Source organism: Leisingera sp. UBA4491 (assembly GCF_002388965.1).
Lineage (GTDB): Bacteria > Pseudomonadota > Alphaproteobacteria > Rhodobacterales > Rhodobacteraceae > Leisingera > Leisingera aquaemixtae.
Genome location: NZ_DGNN01000029.1, coordinates 131,923 through 156,481, shown reverse-complemented (window position 1 = coordinate 156,481; position 24,559 = coordinate 131,923). Strand labels below are relative to the sequence as shown.

The 24,559-nt window shown below is 68.9% G+C and carries 18 protein-coding genes; 9 read left to right on the top strand and 9 right to left on the bottom strand.

The features are described 5' to 3' along the window. The first annotated feature begins 88 nt into the window (after nt 1-88). Entirely contained in the window at nt 89-553 is a 465-nt protein-coding gene (locus tag B2P87_RS18435) for a DUF1203 domain-containing protein (protein WP_141891867.1), read from the top strand. A 170-nt stretch (nt 554-723) separates the two neighbouring features. On the opposite strand, the gene B2P87_RS18430 is transcribed toward B2P87_RS18435, so the two are convergent. Further along, the gene (locus tag B2P87_RS18430) at nt 724-1,656 is read right to left on the bottom strand and encodes an ABC transporter ATP-binding protein (RefSeq protein WP_141891866.1); all 933 of its coding nucleotides are present in this window, start codon (nt 1,654-1,656) and stop codon (nt 724-726) included. Nucleotides 1,657-1,727: 71 nt separating this feature from the next. Here B2P87_RS18430 and B2P87_RS18425 point away from each other — a divergent pair, with 71 nt between their 5' ends. Continuing rightward, a complete protein-coding gene (locus B2P87_RS18425) occupies nt 1,728-1,910 on the top strand; it encodes a zinc-finger domain-containing protein (RefSeq protein ID WP_058285389.1) in 183 nt (60 codons plus the stop codon). A gap of 131 nt (nt 1,911-2,041) precedes the next feature. Then, a complete protein-coding gene (locus tag B2P87_RS18420) occupies nt 2,042-2,527 on the top strand; it encodes an NAD(P)H-dependent oxidoreductase (RefSeq protein WP_141891865.1) in 486 nt (161 codons plus the stop codon). A gap of 42 nt (nt 2,528-2,569) precedes the next feature. Here B2P87_RS18420 and B2P87_RS18415 read toward each other — a convergent pair whose 3' ends face one another. Beyond that, nucleotides 2,570-3,277 carry an SDR family NAD(P)-dependent oxidoreductase gene (locus B2P87_RS18415; RefSeq protein WP_141891864.1) on the bottom strand — a complete coding sequence of 236 codons (708 nt, stop codon included), beginning with the start codon at nt 3,275-3,277 and terminating at the stop codon, nt 2,570-2,572. Nucleotides 3,278-3,482: 205 nt separating this feature from the next. On the opposite strand from B2P87_RS18415, the gene polA reads away from it, so the two are divergent. Both polA and B2P87_RS18405 read left to right on the top strand, forming a co-directional pair. After that, entirely contained in the window at nt 3,483-6,293 is a 2,811-nt protein-coding gene (gene polA, locus B2P87_RS18410) for a DNA polymerase I (RefSeq protein ID WP_141891863.1), read from the top strand. 94 nt (nt 6,294-6,387) lie between these two features. Continuing rightward, entirely contained in the window at nt 6,388-6,651 is a 264-nt protein-coding gene (locus B2P87_RS18405; RefSeq protein WP_141891862.1) for a hypothetical protein, read from the top strand. Between the two features lie 105 nt (nt 6,652-6,756). Here B2P87_RS18405 and B2P87_RS18400 read toward each other — a convergent pair whose 3' ends face one another. The 4 genes from B2P87_RS18400 to B2P87_RS18385 form a co-directional block, all read right to left on the bottom strand. Further along, nucleotides 6,757-6,993 (bottom strand): DUF2798 domain-containing protein, encoded by a 237-nt coding sequence (locus B2P87_RS18400; protein WP_141891861.1) that lies wholly within the window; start codon nt 6,991-6,993, stop codon nt 6,757-6,759. 91 nt (nt 6,994-7,084) lie between these two features. Then, complete coding sequence (locus B2P87_RS18395; protein ID WP_141891860.1) at nt 7,085-7,321, bottom strand: DUF2798 domain-containing protein; 237 nt, start codon at nt 7,319-7,321, stop codon at nt 7,085-7,087. Between the two features lie 102 nt (nt 7,322-7,423). Further along, nucleotides 7,424-8,176, bottom strand: a complete 753-nt coding sequence (locus tag B2P87_RS18390; RefSeq protein ID WP_141891859.1) for a hydroxypyruvate isomerase family protein — start codon at nt 8,174-8,176, stop codon at nt 7,424-7,426. 210 nt (nt 8,177-8,386) lie between these two features. Next, the gene (locus B2P87_RS18385; RefSeq protein WP_141891858.1) at nt 8,387-8,971 is read right to left on the bottom strand and encodes a DUF1285 domain-containing protein; all 585 of its coding nucleotides are present in this window, start codon (nt 8,969-8,971) and stop codon (nt 8,387-8,389) included. Between the two features lie 64 nt (nt 8,972-9,035). On the opposite strand from B2P87_RS18385, the gene B2P87_RS18380 reads away from it, so the two are divergent. Genes B2P87_RS18380 through B2P87_RS18365 form a run of 4 tightly spaced genes read left to right on the top strand, consistent with a single transcriptional unit; the run spans nt 9,036 to nt 15,778 of the window. Beyond that, a complete protein-coding gene (locus B2P87_RS18380) occupies nt 9,036-10,043 on the top strand; it encodes an AAA family ATPase (RefSeq protein ID WP_141891857.1) in 1,008 nt (335 codons plus the stop codon). Beyond that, nucleotides 10,040-10,933: a DUF58 domain-containing protein gene (locus B2P87_RS18375; RefSeq protein ID WP_058285380.1), complete on the top strand. Its 894-nt coding sequence runs from the start codon at nt 10,040-10,042 to the stop codon at nt 10,931-10,933. The genes B2P87_RS18380 and B2P87_RS18375 overlap by 4 nt, the downstream gene beginning before the upstream one ends. Continuing rightward, nucleotides 10,930-13,725 (top strand): DUF4159 domain-containing protein, encoded by a 2,796-nt coding sequence (locus B2P87_RS18370; RefSeq protein ID WP_141891856.1) that lies wholly within the window; start codon nt 10,930-10,932, stop codon nt 13,723-13,725. The genes B2P87_RS18375 and B2P87_RS18370 overlap by 4 nt, the downstream gene beginning before the upstream one ends. A gap of 10 nt (nt 13,726-13,735) precedes the next feature. Then, entirely contained in the window at nt 13,736-15,778 is a 2,043-nt protein-coding gene (locus B2P87_RS18365) for a hypothetical protein (RefSeq protein ID WP_141891855.1), read from the top strand. 149 nt (nt 15,779-15,927) lie between these two features. Here the strand turns inward: B2P87_RS18365 and B2P87_RS18360 are convergent, their stop codons facing one another. The 3 genes from B2P87_RS18360 to B2P87_RS18350 all read right to left on the bottom strand — a co-directional run bounded on the left by B2P87_RS18360 (nt 15,928) and on the right by B2P87_RS18350 (nt 24,421). After that, on the bottom strand, nt 15,928-16,776 hold the full coding sequence (locus tag B2P87_RS18360) for a 2-keto-4-pentenoate hydratase (RefSeq protein ID WP_141891854.1): 849 nt from the start codon (nt 16,774-16,776) through the stop codon (nt 15,928-15,930). A 26-nt stretch (nt 16,777-16,802) separates the two neighbouring features. Beyond that, on the bottom strand, nt 16,803-18,824 hold the full coding sequence (gene pbpC, locus B2P87_RS18355; RefSeq protein ID WP_141891853.1) for a penicillin-binding protein 1C: 2,022 nt from the start codon (nt 18,822-18,824) through the stop codon (nt 16,803-16,805). Between the two features lie 149 nt (nt 18,825-18,973). Continuing rightward, the gene (locus B2P87_RS18350; protein ID WP_208764510.1) at nt 18,974-24,421 is read right to left on the bottom strand and encodes an alpha-2-macroglobulin family protein; all 5,448 of its coding nucleotides are present in this window, start codon (nt 24,419-24,421) and stop codon (nt 18,974-18,976) included. Nucleotides 24,422-24,559: the final 138 nt, after the last annotated feature.

The following is a 24,559-nucleotide window of genomic DNA, read 5'->3' as shown; positions in this document are numbered from 1 at the left end:
GCCCCCGCGGCCTGCGGGATGCGCAGGATCCGGGTCGATTGCCGCGCGCGGGATGCGGCAGGATCCCGGCAGCAAAAGGAGACAGACCATGCCCAGAATCACCGCCCTGCCCACAGAGATTGTCCGCGCGCTGCAAGAGGGCGGGCCAGACGCACATGGCCAGATGCCGGAGCGCACGGTATCGGACGGCGGCGCCAACCCCTGCCGCCATTGCCTGAAATACATCCCCGAAGGCGCAGAAATGCTGATCCTGGCCCACCGCCCCTTTCCCGAGGCGCAGCCCTATGCCGAGACCGGGCCGGTCTTTCTGTGTGCGGATCACTGCAAGCGGCATGAGGGCGAGCAGGTGCCGGAGGTTCTGGAAGGCTCCCCCGATTACCTGATCAAGGGCTACAGCGCGGATCACCGGATCGTCTATGGCACCGGCAGTGTCATCCCGCAGGCGGAGATGATGGGGCGGGCCGAGGCGATTTTCGCGGATGAGCGGGTCGCCTACATCCACATCCGGTCGGCGCGCAATAATTGCTATCAGGCGCGGGTTGACCGGGGGTGAGGAGGAGTTGGTGTGCAGAACTCCACGTTGGCCTCAGGACTCTGAAGGCAGCGCACGTCCCGGCGGGGTGGGAAGCGAAGCGCCCGCGTCGTGCTGGAAGCGCGCCTCCGGCATGACGGGGGGCGGGACGGGCGCTGCCCGGCCTATCGGCCAGGCGGTGCAAATGGAAATTATGACACCGTTTTCGTCAGCGAGAGGAAGACATCCTCCAGATCGGCTTCCTCGGTCTTCACGTCGCGGATACTGATCCCGGCGGCGCGGACCGCGGCCAGCACGTCCTCGGCGCTGGTTGCCTGGCTGCGGTAGCGCAGCACCACGGCGCCGTCTTCGCGCAAGCTGGCCTCGATGCCTGCGCCCTGCGGCAGCGCCGCGGCGGGCTCTGCCGGATGCACCACCATGGTCTTGGCATCCAGCCGGCCCAGCAGGCTGGCCTTGGTGTCGCGCGCCACCACCTCGCCCTGGTTGATGATGGCGATCTCGTCGCACATCTCCTCCGCCTCCTCCAGGTAGTGGGTGGTGAGGATGATGGTCATGCCTTGGGCGTTCAGTTTGCGGATGTTCTCCCACAGCATCTGGCGCAGTTCGATATCGACGCCCGCGGTGGGTTCATCCAGCACCAGGACCGAGGGGCGGTGGACCAGCGCCTTGCCCAGCAAGAGCCGCCGCCGCATGCCGCCGGACAGGGTCCGGGCATAGGCCTCCGCCTTGTCCTCCAGACCCACCATGCGCAGGATCTCGTCGCTGTGGCGCTCGTTCTTCGGCACGCCGTAAAGCCCCGCCTGCACCTCCAGCGCGCCGCGCGGGGTGAAGAAGGGATCAAGGTTCAGTTCCTGCGGCATCACCCCGATGGCGGCGCGGCTCTGGCGCGGGTTCTCGTCCTGGTCAAAGCCCCAGATCGTCACCTTGCCGGAGGTCTTGCGCACCAGCCCCGCCAGGATGTTGATCAGCGTCGATTTGCCCGCACCATTGGGCCCCAGCAGGCCAAAGACGGAGCCGCGCGGCACCGTCAGATCGACCCCCTTCAGCGCGTGTTTCTCGGGCTGGCCTTTATAGCCGCCATAGATTTTGCGCAAAGCTTTGAGTTGGATTGCATCTGCGCTCATCGCCGCTCTTGCCCCCGGTATTTGCTTGGCTCATAAATGCGCCTAGCCGAAAACCGAAAGGACTGCCAGCCATGAGCATCGAAGCGCCGGAAACCAAGATCGTGGACAGCCGCAAGGTGGCCTGTGACGGCAGCGAAGGCGCGCTGGGGCATCCGCGGGTGTATCTGCTGATCCCCGAGGACGAGAATTTCGTGGAATGCCCCTATTGCGACTGCAAATACGTCTACCGGGACACGGCCAAGGCGGCGGAGTGACCCGGGCAGCGTGACACCGTTCAGGCGGAGGCCGGGTCCCGGAAAATCCGGATTTTCCGGCCAAATTTCTTTGAAGAAATTTGCAGGCACCCGGTAAGCTGCCGCGGGAGCGCAACAGGCGGGCGGCAGCGATGGCACAGCTCTTGATCGTTTACCACACACGCACCGGCGGCAGCCGCCAGATGGCGGAGGCTGCGGCAGCGGCGGCGCGGGAGGAGATCGGGACCGTCCTGAAACGGGCCGAAGACGCCGGGCCAGGCGATCTGCTGGCCGCAAGCGGCTATATCTTCTGCGCGCCGGAGAATCTGGCGGCCTTGTCCGGCCAGATGAAAGAGTTTTTCGACCGCTGCTATTACCCGGTGCTGGGAAAGATCGAGGGGCGGCCCTATGCGCAGATGGTCTGCGCCGGATCGGACGGGGAAAACGCGGCGCGGCAATGCGCGCGGATTGCCACCGGCTGGCGCCTGAAAGAGGTGCAGGCGCCGCTGATTATTTGCACCCATGCGCAGACGCCGGAGGCCATTTTGGCAGAAAAGGTGATCCCCGAGGATCAGCTGCAGGCCTGCTGCGACCTGGGGCTGGCCTTGGGGGCGGGCCTCAGCATGGGCGTGTTCTAGGCCCCTGCCCCGCGGCGGCCCCGGCAGCAGGCTGTGCTGCGCTTACAGCTCGACGCGGACCTCGTGCATCCACAGTTTCGGCGGGCGCGACAGCATGAAAACCACCACATCCGCCAGATCCTCCGGCTCGGTGAAGATGTGGTTGGGGACGTCTTCGCCCGCCTTGGCGAACATCCCGGTGTTGGTGCCGCTTTGATAGAGGCCCGCGACGCGCACGCCGGTCTCCGCCTCATCCAGCTTCAGCACATCGGTAAAGCCGCGCACGCCGTATTTGGTGGCGGTGTAGACCGACTGCCCCGCTTGGGCGGCCACCCCGGATTTGGAGGCGACGTTCAGAATCGCGGCCTCGTCGCGGGTGCGCAGCGCGGGCAGCAGGTGGCGGGTCAGCTGCATCAGGCCGGTCAGGTTGGTCTGCACAGTGGCCATCAGCATCTCCTCTGAAATGCTGTCGAGCGGCCCCGCCTTGTGCCAGATGCCCGCATTGTTGATCAGGATATCGACGCTGCCGAAGTCCCGCAGGATGTCTGCTGCGGCAGCCGCAACCGCCGCCGGATCGGTCATGTCCGCCGCGTAGCTGCGCGCCTCGGGGGCGCCGAGGCTGCGGGCCTCCCCTGCCGCCTGGTCCAGCCGCGCCTGGTTGCGGCCCAGAATTGCCAGCTTGCAGCCCGCGGCGGCCAGTTTCAGGCAGATGTGCTTGCCGATGCCATCGCTGCCGCCCGTGACAATGACCGTTTTTCCGTTGAGCTGCATGGGGTTCGATCCTGCTGTGCAATGAAGGGAGGCCGCAGGTCTATCACAGGCGGGCCGCGGCTGGAACATGGGCGGCGCGAGACGGCGCCGGACCGCCGCTGCCGGTTCCCGCCGCCGCCGGCAAACGGCAATTGCCCTTCCCCGCAGGATCACCGATAACCGGGAAACAGAACACGAACGGATTTCCAACGGGAGCGCGGCGCACATGAGCGGGACAACATTCGGCAAGGGCTGCCATCTGCATCTGATCGACGGCTCGGCCTTCATCTTCCGCGCCTATCACGCGCTGCCGCCCTTGACCCGCAAATCCGACGGGCTGCCGATTGGGGCCGTGGCGGGCTTTTGCAACATGCTGTTCAAGCAGGTGGAGGACAACAAGGGCCCGGATGCGCCGACCCATGTGGCGGTGATCTTTGACCATTCCGGCATGTCCTTCCGCAACGAGATGTACGACCAGTACAAGGCCAACCGCCCGCCCGCGCCGGAGGATCTGGTGCCGCAGTTCCCGCTGACCCGCGAGGCGACCAAGGCCTTCAACATCGCCTGCAAGGAAGTCGAAGGCTTCGAGGCCGATGACATCATCGCCACGCTGGCCTGCCAGGCGCGCGCGGCCGGCGGTCGGGTGACGATCATCTCGTCGGACAAGGACCTGATGCAGCTGGTCGGCGGCGGCGTCGAGATGCTGGATGCGATGAAGAACAAGCGCATCGACAGCGACGGCGTGGTGGAGAAGTTCGGCGTCGGCCCCGACCGGGTGGTGGACGTGCAGGCGCTGGCGGGCGACTCGGTCGATAACGTGCCGGGCGCGCCGGGGATCGGGATCAAGACCGCCGCGCTGCTGATCAACGAATTCGGCTCGCTTGAGGAATTGCTGGACCGCGCGGAAGAGATCAAGCAGCCCAAGCGCCGCCAGACGCTGATCGAGATGCGGGAGCAGATCGAGCTGTCGAAGAAGCTGGTGCAGCTGGACTGCGATATGGAGCTGGACTTCACCCTGGACGATCTGGAGGTGATGGAGCCGGACGCGGACACCCTGATGACCTTCCTGACCGAGATGGAGTTCCGCACCCTGTCCAAGCGCATGGCCGACCGGCTGGGCGTGGAGGCGCCGGCAATCCCGGAGGCGCCCGCCGCAGCGCCCGTTTCCGCGGCGGCAGAGGCGCCGGAAGCCGTGCCCTTTGACAAGGAAAAATACGAATGCGTCCGCGACGCCGCCGCCCTGCAGGTCTGGGTGGACCGCATCCGCGAGCGCGGCTGGGTGGCGGTGGACACCGAGACCACGGGTCTGGATGAGATGGTCGTCGATCTGGTCGGCATCTCGCTGTGCGTGGAGGCGGGCGAGGCCTGCTATATCCCCTTGGCGCATAAGGCCGGGGGCGATGACCTGTTCGGCGGCGAAGGCCTGTCGGAGGGGCAGATGCCGCTGGAAGAAGCGGTCGCGATGCTGAAACCGGTTCTGGAGGATCCGGCGATCCTGAAGATCGGCCAGAACATGAAATACGACGCCAAGATCCTGCACCGCTACGGGGTGGATGTGGCGCCGATCGACGACACCATGCTGATGTCCTATGCGCTGCACGCGGGCCTGCACGGGCATGGCATGGATGCGTTGTCGGAGCGCTATCTGGATCACACGCCGATCCCGATCAAGCCGCTCTTGGGCAGCGGCAAATCGGCGATCACCTTTGACCGGGTGCCGATTGAGGACGCGGTGCCTTATGCCGCCGAGGACGCCGACATCACCCTGCGCCTGTGGCAGACCTTCAAGCCGCAGCTGCATCAGGAGCGGGTGACGACGGTCTATGAAACGCTGGAGCGGCCGCTGGTGCCGGTGCTGGCGGAGATGGAGCGCAACGGCATCAAGGTGGACCGCGATACGCTTTCCCGCATGTCCAATGCCTTTGCCCAGAAGATGGCCGGTCTGGAAGCGGAGATCCATGAACTCGCGGGCGAGACCTTCAACGTCGGCTCGCCTGCGCAGCTGGGCGAGATCCTGTTCGACAAGATGGGGCTGGAAGGCGGCAAGCGCGGCAAAAACGGCAAGTACTCCACCGGCGCCGATATCCTGGAGGATCTGGCGACCGAACATGACCTGCCCCGGCGGGTCTTGGACTGGCGGCAGCTCAGCAAGCTGAAGTCGACCTACACGGATGCGCTGCAGGACCATATCAATCCGGACACCGGGCGGGTGCATACATCCTATGCCCAGACCGGGGCAAGCACCGGGCGCATGGCCTCGACCGATCCGAACCTGCAGAATATCCCCGTCCGCTCCGAAGAGGGGCGGCGCATCCGCGAGGCGTTTGTGGCGGAAGAGGGCAATGTGCTGCTGTCGCTCGACTACAGCCAGATTGAGCTGCGGATCCTGGCCCATATGGCCGGGATCGAGACGCTGCAGCAGGCCTTTGCCGAGGGGCAGGACATTCACGCCCTGACCGCCTCGGAGATGTTCGGGGTGCCGCTGGAGGAGATGACGCCGGAAATCCGCCGTCAGGCCAAGGCGATCAACTTCGGTGTGATCTACGGCATTTCCGGCTTTGGCCTGGCGCGCAACCTGCGCATCCCGCGCAAAGACGCGCAGGGCTTCATCGACCGCTATTTCGAGCGCTTCCCGGGCATCCGCAAGTACATGGACTCCACCGTGGAGTTCGCCAAGGAGCACGGCTATGTGCAAACCCTGTTCGGGCGCAAGATCCACACCGCGGAGATCAACGCCAAGGGGCCGAAGGCGGGCTTTGCCAAGCGCGCGGCGATCAACGCGCCGATCCAGGGCACCGCGGCGGATGTGATCCGCCGGGCGATGATCCGGATGCCGGAGGCGATTGCCCACCTGCCCGCGCGGATGCTGCTGCAGGTGCATGACGAACTTTTGTTCGAAGTGCCGGAGGCGGCCGTGGAGGAGACCATCGCCGCCGCCCGCGAAGTGATGGAAAACGCCGCCGATCCGGCGGTGCATCTGGACGTGAAACTGGTGGTGGATGCGGGCCGCGGGAAGAACTGGGCCGAGGCGCATTGACACAGCGCCGCCGGGCTGGAATGCCTGTGCCCGGGGCCGCCGCCGCACGCGGCTGAGGCCCCGGGATTGAGACCGGATATTTCAGGACGGACCATTGAAAACACTGATTTTTGCCGGCGTTCTCGCCGTTGCAGGCGGCTGCGCGCATCACATCCGGCCCGCGGTTACGGAGTATAACGGGGACAGCGTGACCATCGCCACGCCGCAGCATCACCCGCGGCATTGGGCGCTGAAAGCGGCGGCGCAGGAGGCGGACCGGATCTGCCGCAAGGGGCATGGGAAGCAGGCCGAGCATGCCTCCGCGCGCAAGGATTCAGCGGCCAGGACGAATTACGACCTGTTTCTCTGCCTGAACTGACAGCGGCACCGGGCGCAACCGCGCCGCGCCAGCGGCGCGCGGCCCAACGGCTGCTGCTGCATCTGTGATGCAGCGGGCAGCGGGCGGGAGCCGCCCCTGCGGCCTTTAGCCCTGCAGCGGCTGCCTGACCAGTTTCGCCACCAGCCGGCGCACCAGCGGCGCGGCGGTAAAGGCGACCGCAAAAGCAATGGGCCAGCTGAGCGACCAAGCCTGCATCCAGGCCGCGGTCAATCCGGTGGTGAACCCCAGCGCCTTCCAGGTCGCGACGCAGGTCACGATGCAGGACATCAGCCCCGACAGGATCAGGCTGAACAATACAGGTGCAAATCGGGCGGGCAGCATTGGCGTTGTCCTTTCGCTTATCGCGGACCTTTCTGCCCCGGGCGCGGTCACATTTCAATTGCTGAATGTGTATCCCCGCCCTCCGCGGGCATCATGCCGCATCCGGCGTGCGGATGGCGATGGCCACGGCGCGGCGCACCAGCGGGGCCACCACCAGCACGACCGGAAAGGCCACCGGCCAGCTGTAGGCCCAGGCGGAAAGCCAGGCGGCGGTGAAACCCTCCTCCGCGCCCACGGCCCGCAGGGTGGAGATGCCGGACACGATCGAGGACATCATCAGCGACATCAGGAAACCGGACAGAAGCGGGGCGAAGCGGGCGGGGATCATGGCTGTCTCCTTGGCGGCGGGATGCTGACGGAGATATGCGTTTGCCGGAAAGGGGAGCAATCTGCGCCGCTGCACAGGTTTCTGCGCAGAACGGCCGGGAGCTCAGCGCATCCAGCCCAGGCTGTCTTCGGTCCTGCGGGTGGAGGGGGTGTATTCGGCGCTGACCCAGCCGTCGTAGCCGCTGGCGTCGATGGCCGCGAACAGCCTTTGGAAGTCCACCGGCCCGGTGCCCGGCTCGCAGCGGCCCGGCGCGGCGCCGATCTGCACATGCACCGCGCGGCTGCCGAAGGTCTCCCACACCTTGGCCGCGTCGCCGTGGATCAGCTGGGCGTGGTAGGCGTCATACTGCAAGCCGACATTGGGCCGGTCCACCGCGTCCAGCACCTCTACCGCCAGGCTGTAGTCATCGAGGAAATAGCCGGGCTGATCGCCGCTGTTCAAAGGCTCGATGGTGAACTGCTGTTCCGGCGCCCGGTCTGCAGCCCATTGCAGGTTTTGGACAAAGGTCTTTTGTGCCTCTGCGCCCTTGGCATAGCCCGCCATCACGTGGATCTTGCCCGCCTTCAGCGCCTCGGCGTAGCGCAGCACCCGGCGGATGTCGCGCTGGAAGCGGTCGATGCCCTCCGGCACCGCCGCATAGCCGGGCATGCCGCCGGTGTAATTCGGCGGCGGCGCGTTGATCAGCAGCAACTGCAGCCCGTTGGCCAGCAGCGCGCGCTGGGTTTCCTTGGCGGCCAGTTCATAGGGATAGAGGATCTCCACCGCCTCGAACCCGGCGGCGGCGGCGGCCTGGAACCGGTCGAGATAGGGCAGCTCGGCAAACAGCATCGAAATGTTGGCCGCGAAGCGGGGCATAGGATTCTCCTTGTTGACTGTTGGTCTAGCGCCGCAGGACGGGCCAGCCAAGGCGTCAAAAGAGCAGAATTTTCATGTTAAACTTTCGTTAACCGCGGGTTGGCCGGATTCCGCCGCCTGTCTGCCAGGCTTGAGCTGCCTGCGGCAGACCGCAGCGGGCAGCGCCCGGCCTTTCGGGTGGAAGGCAGGCTGGCAAAGTGCCGGGGGTTATCAGCTTTCGTCCAGCTCGGCAGACGGAATCAGCGGGAAGAATTCCCCGCCGGACCAGACGCCGAACCAGTCATCGTGGTGTTCGCCCAGCTCCGCCAGCCGGTAGAAGCTCTTGCGGTCGATCAGCGCCTCAAGGCCTGCGCGGATCATCACATAAGGCGCAGGTTCGCCGCTATCACCATCGCGCGCCACCCGGACCGGATGCTCCGGCCCCGCCGCCGCGGTGTCGCCGATATTGGTGGTGAAGGTGATCACCTGCGCGCGCCCCTGCCCGGCCGCATCGAAATCCACCGCCACAAAGGGCGCGTCCTCGACGGTGATGCCGACCTTTTCGACAGGCGTTACAAGGTAGTACTTGCCGTCCTCCAGCTTGAGGATGGAGGCAAACAGCTTGACCAGCTCAAACCGGGTAAAGGGGGTGCCGAGGTAATGCCAGCTGCCGTCGCGGGCGATGCGGATGTCCAGATCGCCGCAGAACGGCGGGTTCCACAGGTGGACGGGCGGCAATCCCCTGCCCTTGCCGGCCGCTTTTGCCGCCGCGGCGAGGCCTTCGGCATCGGGTGTCACAGGTTTTTGTCCGCTCATTGCTTTTGCCATTTCCTGTCAGCACGATAGAGTAACAGCATATATCCGGGAAACGAGGAATGTCATGCCTGAAACGGACGATCTGCTGGCCGGTATCGAAGCGCTGGAAGCCAAGCTGCAAGAGGCGCGCGCGTCGATCACCAAGCGCTTTATCGGACAGGAGCGGGTGGTGGACCTCACGCTCTCGGTGCTGCTGTGCGGCGGCCACGGGCTGCTGATCGGTTTGCCCGGCCTCGGCAAGACCCGGCTGGTGGAGACGCTGAGCACGGTGATGGGGCTGGATGGCAACCGGATCCAGTTCACGCCCGACCTGATGCCCGCCGACATTCTGGGGTCGGAAGTGCTGGACACCGCCGCCGACGGGCACCGCTCGTTCCGGTTTGTGCCGGGGCCGGTGTTCTGCCAGCTTTTGATGGCGGATGAGATCAACCGCGCCAGCCCGCGCACCCAGTCGGCGCTGCTGCAGGCGATGCAGGAGCGGATGGTGACGGTGGCGGGCGAGGACCGTTCGCTGGGGGCGCCGTTCCATGTGCTGGCGACCCAGAACCCGATCGAGCAGGAGGGCACCTATCCGCTGCCGGAGGCGCAGTTGGACCGCTTCCTGCTGCAGATCGACGTGAATTATCCCGACCGCGCGACCGAGCGGGATATCCTGCTGGCCACCACCGGGGCCGAGGAAGAGCAGGCCTATCAGGTGTTCACCGCCGCAGAGCTGATCGCGGCACAGGCCCTGCTGCGGCGGATGCCGGTGGGCGAGTCGGTGGTGGAGATGATCCTGGACCTGGTCCGCGCCTTCCGCCCCGAAGAACCCGGCGTCTCTGACCACGTGGCGCAGACCGTGGCCTGGGGGCCGGGGCCGCGGGCGGCGCAGGCCTTGATGCTGGCGGTGCGGGCGCGGGCGCTGTTGCAGGGGCGGCTGGCGCCCAACGCAGAGGACGTTCTGGACATGGCGAAACCGGTGCTGAGCCACCGGATGCAGCTGAACTTTGCCGCGCGGGCGCGCGGGGAGAGCCTGGCGGCGCTGATCGAGGAAACCGCGAGCGAACTGGCCCGGACCGGGGCCGCCGCGTGACCAGGCCCGCCGCCTCTGACGCTGCAACCGGATTGCGGCACCGGGCGGAGGCCGAGGCCAGCGCCCTGCCCCCCTTGCTGGTGCAGGCGCGGCATCTCGCCGGATCGGTGCTGATGGGCGAGCATGGCCGCCGCCGTGCCGGCACCGGCGATGATTTCTGGCAGTACCGCCCGGCGCAGGCCGGTGACAGCCGCCGGATGATCGACCACCGCCGCTCCGCCATGGGCGACGTGCAATATGTGCGCGAGCGGGAATGGCATATCGCGCAGACCGTGCATCTGTGGGTGGATACCGGCGCCTCGATGCGGTTTGCCTCCTCCCCCAAGCTGCCGCAGAAGGTGGATCAGGCCCGGCTGCTGGGCCTCGCCGCCGCGGTTCTGATGGTGCAGGGCGGCGAGCGGGTGGGCCTGACCGGCGGCGGCCTGCCGCCCCGGCGCGGCAATGTGCAGATCCTGCGGCTGGCCGAGGCGCTGTCGGCGGATGAGGCGGAGGATTACGCCCCGCCCGGCCACCGCGCCCTGATCCCGCACGCGCGGGCGCTGTTCATCTCGGACTTTCTGGGGCCATTCGAGCCGGTGGAGCAGGCGTTGTCCAAGGCCGCCGCGCGCGGCGTCCGGGGGGTTCTGCTGCAGGTGCTGGACCCGGCGGAGGAAGCCTTTCCCTTCACTGGCCGCACCCTGTTTCAGAGCATCGCAGGCGGTGTCACACATGAAACACTGAAGGCCTCTGCCCTGCAGGAGCGCTATCTGGACCGGCTGGCGGAACGCCGCGATGCGCTGGAGCGGCTGTGCCGCGCGGCCGGCTGGCGGTTCGGTCAGCATCACACCGGCGACCCGGCGCAGGCGGCGCTGATGTGGCTTTACCACGCATTGGAGCGGACCGCGCCATGACCATGATTGCAGGCATCGGCTTTACCGCGCCCTGGCTGCTGCTGGGGCTGCTGGCCCTGCCGGTGCTGTGGCTCTTGCTGCGGGCGATCCCGCCCGCGCCCAAGCGCCAGCCGTTTCCGGCGGTGACGCTGCTTTTGGGGCTGAAGGACGACGAAAGCCTGTCGGACCGCACGCCGTGGTGGCTGCTGCTGCTGCGCTTGCTGGCGGTGGCGGCGGCGATCATCGGCTTGGCGGGGCCGGTGCTGAACCCCGCGACCGAGGAGGCGGGCGGCAGCGGGCCGCTGCTGATCGTGATGGACGCCAGCTGGGGCGGCGCGGCGGGCTGGGACCAGGCCAGCGCGCAGGCCGAAGTGCAGCTGGAGGAAGCGGGCCGCTCCGGACGCCCGGTGGCGGTCTTGCGCCTGAGCGCGCCGGAGGCGTTGCAGTTCCGCGCCGCCAGCGACTGGCAGCGGCAGCTGGCCGGGCTGGCGCCGCTGCCCTGGCAGCCGGGGCCGGAGCAGCTGGAACAGGCTTTGGCGGCGATTACCGGCACGGAGGGCGGTTTTGACAGCCTCTGGTTCAGCGACGGGCTGGAATACCCGGGCCGCGAAGGGCTGATCGAAGCGCTGAGCCGCCGCGGCGGGATCGAGGTGTTCGAACAGCCCGCGCCGGTTCTGGGGCTGCTGCCCGCCAGCTATACCGGCGGCGCGATCGAACTGACGGCGCTGCGCAGCCATGCCGGTCCCGCGCAGGAGGTTGCGGTGGTGGCGCAGGGCAAGGATCCCGGCGGCACCGAACGCAGCCTGGCGTCGCTCTCCCTGCGGTTTGCCGATGGCGCCCGCGCGGCCTCGGCTGAGCTGTCGCTGCCGGCGGAACTGCGGGCGCGGCTGTCGCGGTTTGAAATCCGCGGCGAGGCATCGGCGGGCGCAGTGGCGCTGACCGATGACAGCTTGCGGCGGCGCGAGGTGGCGCTGGTGTCCTCCGAAAGCGCCGATGAAGGGTTGGCGCTCTTGTCGCCGCTGCACTACCTGCGCCAGGCGCTGGCGCCCTCGGCGGAACTGCTGGAGGGCGCGCTGCGGGATCTGCTGCCCGCCAACCCGGATGTGATCGTGCTGGCCGATGTGGCGCGGCTGGCGCCCGCGCAGGAAGAGGCGGTGATTGAGTGGGTGGAAAACGGCGGCCTGCTGCTGCGCTTTGCCGGGCCGAGGCTGGCGGCCAGCGACACCGCGCGCAGCGGCGAGGAACCCCTGATGCCGGTGCGCCTGCGCATTGGCGGGCGCAGCATCGGCGGCGCGATGAGCTGGGGCGAGCCGAAGACGCTGGCGCCGTTTGCCGAAGGCTCTCCCTTTTACGGGCTGGAGGTGCCGCAGGAGGTGGCGATCAGCTCGCAAGTGGTGGCGCAGCCCGATCCCCAGCTGGCGGACCGCGTCATCGCGGAACTGGCCGACGGCACGCCCTTGGTGACCCGCAAGACGCTGGGACAGGGCCAGGTGGTATTGTTTCACGTGACGGCGAATGCGGAGTGGAGCAGCCTGCCGCTGTCGGGCCTGTTCGTGTCGATGCTGGAGCGGCTGGCGGTGTCTTCCTCTGCCGCCGCGCCCAAGGCCGAAGACCTGGAAGGCACCACCTGGACGCCGGTGGAGGTGCTGGACGGCTTTGGCCGGCTGGAGGCGGCGGAGACGCTGCCGGGGGTCAAGGGGCCGGATCTGGTGGCCGCGCCCGCGGGGCCGGAGCTGCGGCCCGGGGTCTATGACGGCGGGCGGCGGATGCTGGCGCGCAACGTGCTGCGCCCCGAAGATGAGCTGCTGGCGGCGCGCTGGCCTGCCTCGGTCCGGGTCAGCGGCTATGACGCGCCGCAGGAGATGCCGCTGGGCGGGGCCTTGCTGACGGGGGCGCTGATGCTGCTGGCGCTGGATGTGCTGGGCACGCTTCTGGTGTCCGGCCTCTTGGGCCGGGCCCGCACTGCCGCGCTGGCGGCGGCGCTGGGGCTGGCGGCGCTGGTTCCAGCGCAGGAGGCGCGCGCACAGGAGGGTCCGCCGCAGCAGCAGGCACAGGCGGATTTCCGGGCGGCGGAGCTGGCCTCGGAACTGGTGCTGGCGCATGTGCTGACCGGCGACGCGGAGGTCGACCGGATTGCCGAGGCGGGCCTGCGCGGGCTGTCGGACACGCTGTTCTTCCGCACCTCGGTGGAGCCGGCCAACCCGGCAGGCGTCGATCTGGAGCAGGATGAGCTGGCGTTTTTCCCGCTGCTCTACTGGCCCGTCACGCGGGACCAGCCGCTGCCCTCCTCCGAGGCTTACGGCAAGCTGAACACTTATCTGCGGGCGGGCGGGATGATCCTGTTTGACACCCGCGACGCCGATCTGGCCTCTGCCGGCGCCACCAGCCCGGCGGCGCGGCGGCTGCAGCAGATTGCGCTGCCCTTGGACATTCCGCCGCTGGAGGTGGTGCCGGAGGACCATGTGCTGACGCGGGCGTTCTACCTGCTGCAGGACTTCCCCGGCCGCCACAGCCGCGGCCCGGTCTGGGTCGAGGCGGCGCCGCCGGATGCGGAACAGGCCGAGGGCATCCCCTTCCGCAACCTCAATGACGGGGTGACGCCGGTTGTGATCGGCGGCAACGACTGGGCGGCGGCCTGGGCGGTGGATGAAAACGGGCGGCCCTTGCTGCCGGTCGGGCGCGGCTATGCCGGCGAGCGGCAGCGGGAACTGGCGTTCCGGTTCGGCGTCAACCTGGTGATGCATGTGCTGACCGGCAATTACAAATCCGACCAGGTGCATGTGCCGGCCTTGCTGGACCGGCTGGGGCAATGAGGGTGGTTTCATGACGCAGACGATCCTGTTCGACCCGCTGGTGCCCTGGCCCGTGATCTGGGCCGCGGGGGCTGTGACCCTGGCGGCGCTGCTGCTGGGGCTGTGGAAGGGCCTGTCCGGCTGGGCCTTGCGTGCCTTGGCGGCGCTGGTCTTGCTGGCCGCCCTGTCAGGTCCGGTGCATCAGAGCGAGGACCGCGCGCCTCTGGATGACATCGTGATCGTGGCCGAGGATCAGACCGCCAGCCAGCAGCTGCGCGACCGCCCGGAGCAGGTGGAGCGCGCCCGCAGCCAGCTGAAGGCGGCGCTGGACAACCGGCCCGGCACCGATGTGCGCTGGGTCACCGTGCCGGACGGCGAGGGCGACGAGGGCACAAGGCTGATGGCCGCCATTGCGCAGGCGCTGGCGGATGAGCCGCGGGCGCGGGTGGCAGGGATCATCGCCCTCAGCGACGGGCAGGTGCATGACACCGGTCAGGCGATCAGCCTGCCCGCGCCGATGCACCTGCTGCTGAGCGGGCGCGAGGACGACTGGGACCGCCGCCTGATTGTCCGCAACGCCCCCGGCTTTGCCATCATCGGCGAGCCGGTGACGCTGACGCTTCGGATCGAGGATCAGGGCGCGGCGCCGGTTGAGGGCGGCTTTGCCGATCTCGACATCTCGGTCGGGGGCGATGCGCCGCAGCGCTTCACCCTGCCCGTCGGGGTGGATTTCGAGCTGCCGATGGTGCTGCAGCACGGCGGGCGCAACGTGATCCAGTTCAGCGTGCCGGAAGAGCCGGGCGAGCTGACCGCGCGCAACAACCAGGCGCTGGTGCAGATCAACGGGGTGCGCGACCGGCTGCGGGTGCTGCTGGTGTCGGGCGAGCCGCACGCGGGCGGGCGCACCTGGCGCAACCTGTTGAAGTCCGACAGCGCGGTGGACCTGGTGCATTTCACCATCCTGCGTCCGCCGGAGAAGCAGGACGGCGTGCCGGTGGAGGAGCTGTCGCTGATCGCCTTCCCCACCCGCGAGCTGTTCCTGGAGAAGATCGAGGATTTCGATCTGATCATCTTTGACCGCTACAAGCGGCGCGGCATCCTGCCGGCGGTCTATTTGGACAATGTCGCCAATTACGCGATGGGCGGCGGCGCGGTGCTGGTGGCGGCGGGGCCGGATTTCGCCAGCGCTGACAGTATCTACCGCTCGCCCCTGTCGCTGATCCTGCCCGCCGAACCCTCGGCGCGGGTGCTGGAGGAGGCCTACCGCCCCGCGGTGACGGATCTTGGCAAGCAGCATCCGGTGACTTCCGGCCTGGAGGGGGCGGAGGACTGGGGCCGCTGGCTGCGCCAGATCGAGCTGCGCGCACCGGAGGGCCATGTGCTGATGAGCGGCGCGGGCGAACGGCCCCTGCTGGTGCTGAACCGGGTGGGCGAGGGCCGGGTGGCACTGCTGGCGTCGGATCACGCCTGGCTGTGGAGCCGCGGATATGAGGGCGGCGGGCCGCAGCTGGAGCTGCTGCGCCGTCTTGCCCACTGGATGATGAAGGAGCCGGAGCTGGAGGAAGAGGCGCTGTGGGCCGAGGTGACGGGCCAGCGGATGCGCATCCTGCGCCGCACGCTGGCGGAGCAGGCGGGGCCGGTGACGGTGACCGCGCCCGATGGCTCGGCAGTGGCTCTGGAGATGCGTCCGAGCGCGCCGGGGCAGTGGGAAACCCGCTATGAGGGGCCGGAGCCGGGGCTGTACCGGCTGCAGGAGGGTGAGGAGAGCGCGGTTGTGGGGCTTGGCCCTGCCGCGCCGAAGGAGTTTGAGGAAACCATTGCCACAGGTTCTGTGCTGGCGCCGGTGCTGGAGCCGTTGCGCGGCGGGGTTCTGCGGCTGGAGGACGGGATGCCCGCCCTGCGCAGCGTGCGGGCCGGGCGGCCGGCCTCGGGGCGCGGCTGGATCGGCCTGACCCCGCGGGAGGCCTATGAGACGCTGTCGGTTTCCCAAGGCCCGCTGCTGCCCGGCTGGCTGGCGCTGTTGATGGCGTCTTTCTTCATCGTTGCGGGCTGGCTGCGCGAGGGGCGGCGCTAGGCGGCTCTCGCAACCGGGGCGCTCCCGCCTGCCGCAGGTTTTCTTGCGAAACCCCGCGACAGTTGGGCCAAGCGCCGCGCCGAAGGCGCGGCGCGGGTCGCTTCGGGCGCAGCCCGAAGCGAAACACCTCATACCCGGCGGCCTGCCGGTTAGTCCTTGAATGCCACCTGCACCACCGGATCGCCGGGCAGCCCTTCATAGGTGACGCTGACGCCCCCCTTGCCCGCCTGCGGCGGGAACAGCGGACCGAAGGAGCCGACGGAAATCAGGTCGCCCGGCTTGAACGCGACGCCCTTGGAGCGCAGCCACAGGGCGGCGTTGACCGGGTTGCCCAGCACCGCGCGGCCCGGCGCCTGCACCAGCACGCCGCCCGCTGCGTCGCGCATGGTGACGGACATCTCTTCCAGCATCCGGGCCATTTCTGCCGGGTCCTCCACCGGCACCGGGGCGCCGAGGACGCCGAGGCGGGTGCCGACGCCCATGGCGGTGATCGTCTCAGCCGTGAAGGGCTGACCCTTGGCGAGCGTCAGGTCGGGCAGCTCGATGAAGGGGCGGATGGCGGAGATATGGGCCAGCGCTTCCTCAGGCGTTGCAGCGCTGTTGATCCCTGCGTCCGCAACCACCAGCACCAGGTCGGCCTCCACCATCGGGATCGCGCCCCAGGGCGCGTCCAGCGCGGCGCCGTCCTCCAGCATCATGTTTTGGAACAGCAGGCCCCGCACCGGCTCGGTTGCGCCGAAACGCTCCTGCGCGGGTTTGCTGGTGAGGCCCGCCTTGTAGCCAATCACCGGCCCCATGTGCGGCTCCAGCGCGGCGGCGAGTTTGGCCTGCGAACACAGCGCGTCCTCCATGCTGCCGTCGGGCGATAGCGCCTGGGCCGGAGTCTTGGCCAGGTAGCTGTCCACGAAGGCGGCGATTTCCGCGTCAGTGGCGCAGGCGGCCAGGGCGGCGGGGGCCGTGAAGGCGAGGGTGCAGGCGGCAAGGAGGGGTTTCAGCATGGAAAGGGCCTCGATCAAGACGGGGATCAGTCGATCCGCAGGTTAACCCGGTCGGAACGCCCCGCGCCATCGACAATCACCAGGGATGAAAAGCCGGGGCCGGGGCTGGGCAGGGCGAACTCGCGGCGGCGCTGGCCGGACAGCACCGGCTGGCCGTTTGCCAGCACCAGGAAGGGCGCGGTGCCGCCGCGGAGTTTGAGCGTGAGGTCCATGCCGTCCAGCGCCAGCCGGGCGCCGTCGGGCGGGAAGATCAGTTCCGGCGCATTTGCAGGCTCTGAGAAGGCGGCGTCGCGGGGGCGGAAGCGCTGCAGCGGCTGCGGCAGCTCGGCGGAGCTGACGATCAGCGTGGCGGGCGGCGGCGGCGGCAGCGGATCGAGCGCGGGTTTCAGGCGGCCGAAAGCCTCGAACAGCACCGGGGCGGCCAGATCGCCGCCGAAGATGCCCGGCACCGGGGTGCCGTCGGCCCGGCCCATCCAGACGCCGACCGCGTGGCGCCCGTCCCAGCCGATCGCCCAGGCATCGCGGTGGCCGTAAGAGGTGCCGGTCTTATAGGCGATGCTGCCTGCGCGCGCGCCAGCGGGAACCGGCAGGCCGCGCAGGATGTCGGCAACCTGCCAGGCGGCCTCGGGCGAGACCAGGCGGCCTGCGGGCTGGGGGGCGTCGCCCTGCATCACGCGCAGCTTCGGCCCCTGCCCGCCTGCGGCCAGCCCGGCATAAAGCTGCACCATGTCCTGCAGGCTGATGCCGAGGCCGCCGAGCGACAGGGCCAGGCCCGGCGTGCCGCCGGGGAGTTCCGGCCGGGCGCCGCTTGCCCGCAACGAGGCCAGCACCCGCGCCGGTCCCAGCTCCTGCGTCAGCTTCACCACGGGGATGTTCAGGGACAGCTGCAGCGCCTCGCGCACGGTTATGTCGCCGCGGAATTCGCCGTCGAAATTCTGCGGCGCGTAGCCTGCGAAATTCACAGGCCCGTCGTGGATCAGGGTTTCCGGGTGCGCCAGCCCCTGGTCGAAGGCGAGGCCGTAGATCAGCGGTTTCAGGGTCGAGCCGGGGGAGCGGATCGCCTGGGTCATGTCGACAAAGCCGCGCCGTTGCGCATCCGAATAGCCCGGGGAGCCGGCCAGCGCCAGCACCTCGCCCGTCTTATGGTCGGCGGCGATGAGGGCGGCGGAGAGGCGGTCCCCGCCCGTGCGCACGGCCTCTGCCAGCAGCGTCTCCATCCGCGCTTGCACCGCGCCGTCGAGGGTCAGGCGCAGCTGGCGCTGGCCGGGGTGCTGCGCCGCCATGCGGTCGGCAAGGTGCGGGGCAAGGCGCGGGAAGGCGGCCATTTGGTGCGGCAGCTGGGCGCGGCGGGCGGCCTCGGCCTGTTCTGCGCTCAGGAGGCCTTGGCGTTCCATGCGCTCCAGCACCCGGTCGCGGGCGGCGCTGGCGGCCTCGGGGAAGCGGTCGGGGCGGCGGCGTTCGGGGGATTGCGGCAGGGCAACCAGCAGGGCGGCCTCTGCCGGGGTGAGGCGTTTCGGTTCCTTGCCGAACCAGCTGTAGGCGGCCGCGCGGATCCCCTCTGCCGCGCCGCCATAGGGGGCGTGGGTCAGGTAGAGGGTGAGGATTTCGTCCTTGCTGAGGCGGCGTTCCAGCGCCAGCGCCACCCGCATCTGGCGCAGCTTGCCGGACCAGCGGCCGGTGGTGCCGTCCTCCAGCAACCGCGCGACCTGCATGGTGAGGGTGGAGCCGCCGGAGACCGTGCGCCCGTTCCACATCGCCTGCCCTGCGGCGCGCAGGAGGGCGATGGGGTCGACGCCCGCGTGCGAGCGGAAGCGCTTGTCCTCGTAGCGCAGGAGCATGGCGAGGAAGCGCGGGTCGACGCCGGCGGGCTGCACGGCGAGGCGCCAGAGGCCGGTGCCGACGGGGTAGGCGCGCAGGAGCTTGCCGTTGCGGTCGAGGACCTCGGTGGAGGTTTCAGTGAGGGTGAGGGGGAGGATTGTGCTGCCGATCCAAGTGTCGAAGCTGCGATAGGCAGAGGACGTCACCGCAACCAGAAGCGCCAAGGCCAAAGCGCTCCGCCTCCACCTCCTGCCTGGCCGATAGGCCGGGCATCGCCCGTCCGCCCCCGTCACGCCAGAGGCGTGCTTGCAGCACGACGGCGGGCGATTCTCGCCCCCCCGCGGACGGGCGCTGCCCTCTGAGCTGTTCAGCCAGCGTTTCACCTGACCTCCACGCGCCCCGTGCCGGTGCGGGCGCGGTAGGCGGGGCGGTACATGTCCTCGACCGAGGCGGCGGGGTGGTGGAACGTGCCGGGCGTCACCGCGCGGACCACATAGGCCAGCGTCACCGGCGCGGCATCGCGCACATTCACCGCCGCCAGGAAGCGGTCGCTGCGGAACTCAGCGTGTTCGGCCTCTGCCGGGTTCAGCCAGTCGAGATCGCGCAAATCGCCGGAGCGCAGCAGGTTGGGGTTGTCGATCTCAAATCCCGCGGGCAGCGGGTCGTTGATCATCAGCCGGGCGCCGGTCTCTTCATGCGGCATCACCCGCAGAACCGCCACGAACCGCGCGCCTGTCTGCACGGACTGCGCGTCCAGCGGCTGGCCCTCCAGCGTGTAGTAGCTGCGCTCGATGGTGTAGCCGAAGCCGCCCGCGGCAGGCGGGACCTCTGGCACGCCAAGGGTGGTGAGGGTGATCTCAGCCGTGCGGCCGCTGGCGGCGGTCAGGGCGAGTTCCGGCATGTCCTGACCGTCTGCGGCCTGCACAAACGGGCCTTTGACGGGCTGGCCGTTGACCAAGAGACCGGCCTCCTCGGGCCGCTGGGTCAGCGCATGGGCGGCCATCAGGGTCCAGGCGGCCTCCTGCGTGGAGCGTTGGCCGCTGGCGTTCGAGATCCGCGCCGACAGGCGGGTCCGGTCCACCGCCTCCGATCCGGCCTCCGCCGCCAGCGCCAGAACGCCTGCGGTGTCGCGCAAGGCGGTGCCGAAGTCGGCGCGCCAGAGGCGGGCTTCGCCCTGCGCTTCGGAACCGGTCATCCGGGCGGCGCGGGCAAACATCCGGTCGGCGCGGCGCTGGTCGCCATAGGCCGCCAGCGCGGCGCCGAGCTGGGCGGCGGCGAGCGGGGTGGCAAAGGCCTCCCCCTTCACATCCGCATAGTAGCGCAAATCGCCCATCTGGGCGGCGCCTTCACGCGCCAGCACCAGGAGGGCATAGGCGATCTCCTCGCCGCCCGTGTCGAAATCGGCGGCGTAGCTGATGCGGTTGCGCAGGTTATCCATCGCCTGGGCGAAGGCTTGCTGCGGCACCTCATACCCTTGCGCGCGGGCGCGGCTGAGGAAGTCGCTGGCGTAGGCATCCAGCCAGAATTCGCCGCTGTCGGCGCGCCACATCCCGAAGGCGCCGCTGGGGGCCTGGCGGGTCAGCACCTGGCGGATGGCGGCGTTAATGCGCGCGTCCACCGCCGGGCCGTTGCCCAGCCCAGCTGCCTGCGCGACGCTGCTGAGGTAGAGGAGCGGCAGCGCCTTGGAGGTCACCTGCTCGGTGCAGCCGTAGGGGTACTGGTCCAGCTCCGCCAGAAGGCCCGGCACGTCGAACTTGGCAAGCGGGCCGGAGGAGATGGTGGCCCGCGCGGTGCCGGGGCGCAGGCCCGCGAAGACGTCCTTGCTGAACAGGAAAGTGTCGCCTGCTGCGAGAGTGAAGCGGCGGGTTTCCGACGTCACCGGATCATTGGCGCGGACCGGCATCCGCAGGTCCTGCCGCAGCTGCTGCCCGTCGGGAGTGGTGAGGGTGAGGGTCAGCGCGTGGTCGCCGACGGTTTCTGCCGTGACCGGCAGGTCCAGCACGGTCTTGCCCTGCTCCTGCAAGGTGACAGCGGCGGGCAGGCTGCCGAGCGTCAGGCCGCCTGCGGTGCTGGCTGTCAGCTTCATCTCACCTGCCGGGCCGTCGGCGTGGACGATTTCGATGCGGGCGCGGCTTTGATCGCCCGGCGCCAGGAAGCGCGGCAGGGCGGCGGTGACTACCACCGGGTCGCGCACCAGCATGTCGGCCTCTGCCTGGCCCACGGCCTTGCCCGACCACGCCACCGCCATCAGCCGCACGGTGCCGTTGAAGGCGGGCAGCGTCAGGGGAAAGTCAGCCTCGCCATTGGCGTCCACTTGCAGCGGGCCGGAGAACAGCGCCACCAGATCCTGGGTTGGGGGCGGCGATTGCATCTTCATGCCGCCGTCCGCATCGCCGCCGGAGCGGATGCGGCCCATGGCGCCGTTGCCGGGATCGATGAGGCGGCCATAGACGTCGCGCAGCTCCATCCCCAGGCGGCGCTGGCCGAAGTAATGCGCGCTGGGATCGGGGCTTTGGAACCCTGTCAGATTGAGGATACCGAGGTCGACGGCGGCGGCGGTGAGCCAGACCTCTTCGCCCTCCGCCGCGCCATCCACACGGATTTTAGCCACTTGCGTGCCGCGCGGGCGGGCCACTTCGGGGACGTCAATCGCGACCTCCAGCTGCTGGCCGGGCTGGGTCACGCTGGCGTGGGCGAGGCCCAGGGCGCGCAGCGGGGTACGACCGCGGTCGCCTGCCACTGGCTGGATGACGGTTGCGGTCACATAGGCGCCGCTGCCCCAGTCCTGTGTCACCTCCAGCGGGATCACGGTTTCGCCGGCGGGGACTTCGACGGCCATGCGGTGGATCAGATGGCTGGAGACCACCGAGACCAGCGCGGTGCCCGCGGCCTGCGGCACGATGCGCAGGCGGGCGGTGTCGCCGGGGGTGTAGCTTTCGCTGTCCAGCGACAGGTCCAGCCGGGCGGGTGTCTCGGTGCTGCCCTCGGGCGCGTACCAGCCGGCATAGAAGTCCAAGGCGGCGGAGGCATATTCGCCGTCGAGGCGCTCCACCACCAGTTCATAGCGGCCCCAGTCGACCGGCTGCGACAATGGCAGGGGATCGCTGCCCAGTTGCGCCTCGCCGGTGGCGATGCGGGTGCGGCGTGTCACCGGCTCCCAGTTCCAGTTGCCGTAGAGCTGGTACCACTGATAGCGCGTCTCGACCCGGTTCAGGGTCCATTTGACGCGCATCGGCATCGGGGTCAGGTCCGGCGACAGGGCAATGAGTTCAAAGCCTGCTTCAGAACCTTCTGCCGCGGCCTCGTCAAACTGCGGCTTGATGCCGAGGACAGGGCCAGCGGGGCGGACGGGCAGGTCCAGGGAGCGCTCCACCGGCCGGGCGGACCCATCCGCGACGCGGGTGGTGAAGGTGGCGAGCAGCGGCTTGCCTTCTGCCGGGGGGACGGCTGGCAGGCTGACGGTGAAGGCCGCGGCGCCGTCAGGGCCGGTTTCCTGGCCGCCGAAGTGTTCGGTCTGGGCCGAAGACGCCTCATCATAGCGGCCAAAACGGAAACCCGGCCATTGTTCCAGGGTATTGGCGGCGGTGAGGCGGACGCTGCCTTCCACCTTCAGGCCCGCGCCCGGCGCGCCGAACAGGTAGTCGGCTTGCAGCGCGATCTGAGCTGTACCGCCGGGCTGGAGGCTTTCTGCATTCGTTACCTGCTGTTCAAAGTCGATGCGCTCCGGCAGGAAATCCTCAACCAGGATTTGGCGGCTGGCGAGCGCGGGGGCCTTGAGGTCGCTTTTGATCTCGATCCGCCAGGTGCCGCGCGGGGCGGCCGGGCCGGTGGGCAGCGCAAAGACATGGCCGCCCTGATGGCCTGCGGCGGAGGTCTGGCGGGTGTATTCCACCCCGTCCGGGCGCAGCAAGATCGCGGTGAGCGGCAGGCCGTCGATGGCTTTCGCCTGGCTGTCGCGGGCCAGCGCGGTCACATGCACGGTTTCGCCTGCGCGGAAGGCGCCGCGGGTGGTGGCGAGGAAGACATCCACCGGCCCCGGCGCGGGGCGGCCGGCCACACCGCGGTCAGAAAGGTCAAAGGCGGCATCGTTCAGGGGCAGGAAGGTGAAGTCGCCCTCCCCCGCGCGCGCGGTGATCAACGCGGGTGCCGCGCCGCCGGTGCCGCGGGTGAGGCCGGGGGCGAAATGCACATAGCCGCTGGCGTCGCTGGCTGCTGTCGCCAGAACCTCGTTGGCGGAGGAGATCAGGCTGACCTCGGCGCCGGCGTGCGGCTTGGCGTCCGCCAGGCCCTGCACCTGAACATGCAGGCCGTCGCTGCCGGACATGGTGGAGAGGCCCAGGGAAGTCAGCACAAACCACTGGGTGGCACCGGCGTCTTCATAAGGATCGGCACCCGGCACCCGGGCGGTAAGGGCATAAAGGCCCGGTTTCGCGCCCGTTAGAGCCTGATCCAGCGGCAGGCGGCTGGTCATCGCCTGATTGAGCGCGGTGTCCACTTCGGCGCTGCCGGTCCAGATTTCCTCGGCAATGTCCGCGGCGAAATGCTTGTCCTCCCACTGTGAGAGCGGCTTGGCAAAGTAGCCCTCCTGCAGGGTACGCAGCACGTTGCGGCTGCTGACCCGGCGCAGGCGCAGGTCGAGTTCCGTGAGGTTCACGGTTTCCACTGGCAGCGCCGCCAAGCCGCCGGCCGGCAGCACATAGGCACGGCCCGGGAAGCGGACCTGCGGGGCGCGGTCGCGCACGTAATGGGTCAGCTCCACGTCCTTATACAGCTGCTCGCCGCTGGCCGCGGGCAGGCCGCGGCGCAGGGTCAGGCGGTAGCGCTTGCCGTGCTCTGCACCGTCGAGGCACAGCTGGCGGCCCTGCACGGTGACGGCCAGGCTGGCCTCGGCCATGCGGACGTAGTTTTCGTAATCGGTTCCGGCCTGTTCCAGATCCTCCGAGAATTCGGCGCAGATGCGCGGCGCGGCGCTGTCGCTTTCAACGGTGCTGGCCAGCACGCGGAAGCCGTGTTTGGCAATCGCATCCTCCAGCCGGGCGGCGCGGGCCTCATCCGGGGCGATGTCCTGCGCCAGCCGCAACAGCGGCAGCATGGCACGGCCCCTGCCCTGCAGCTGCTGCGCCTCGGCTGCTGCCGCCAGCGCCTGGGCCTGCGCCGCCGGGTCCGCGGCCCGCAGATAGCCGTTCAGCGCGGCATGATAGGCCTGCGCGCGGTAGCGGTTCTGCTGGCTGCGGCTGCTGCTGTCCTTGGCCGCGCGCAGCAGATACGCGGAAAACTGCGTCCAGTCCGCGGCCGCGTCTTCCAGCACCACCGCTTGCGCCATCCAGCGCAGGGCAGCCGGGGAATCACCGTCCCGCAACAGGCTGCGGGCGGCGGCGCGGGCCTCTGCCGGGGCATTTGCGGCCAGCGGATAGTCCAGCCCCAGGGTGCGCGCCAAGGCGGCGGCGTCCTGCAACTCCTGCGCGGGCAGGAAATCCAGCCGCGCCGCGCGCGCCGCAGCCGCTGCAGCCAGACCCGGGGCGGCGGGCTGCTTCACGGCAGAGAGGGCGCCTGCGTAGGGGCTGGATTGCGCCAGCGCCGATTTGGGGAAACAGGCATTGGCGCGCTGGTTGAAAACAAAGCCTGCGCAATCCGCCTGCGCGGAGCAGGCGCGGGCGCAGGACTGCACGTCTGTGCCGTACAGAGGCTGCAGGTCGGAGCCGAAGAAATCCGTGTCCGCATAAGAGCGGTAACGGTAATCGGGCACCTCCGGTCCGGCCCAAGCCGAAGGTAAAAACGCAATAAAAGCAATAAAGTAAAATAAGGCAGAAGCAAACAGACGCGGCATGGCACCCTCCAATACTGGGGACAGGCTGGCACGGGCTTAACGTCATAGCAAGATTCCTCCGCGTAACACATGAGGGGCAGCCCTGCGGCCGCCTGTGCGGGAATTTGCCGCGCGTTGTATGTTTTGATGCATTGCCGG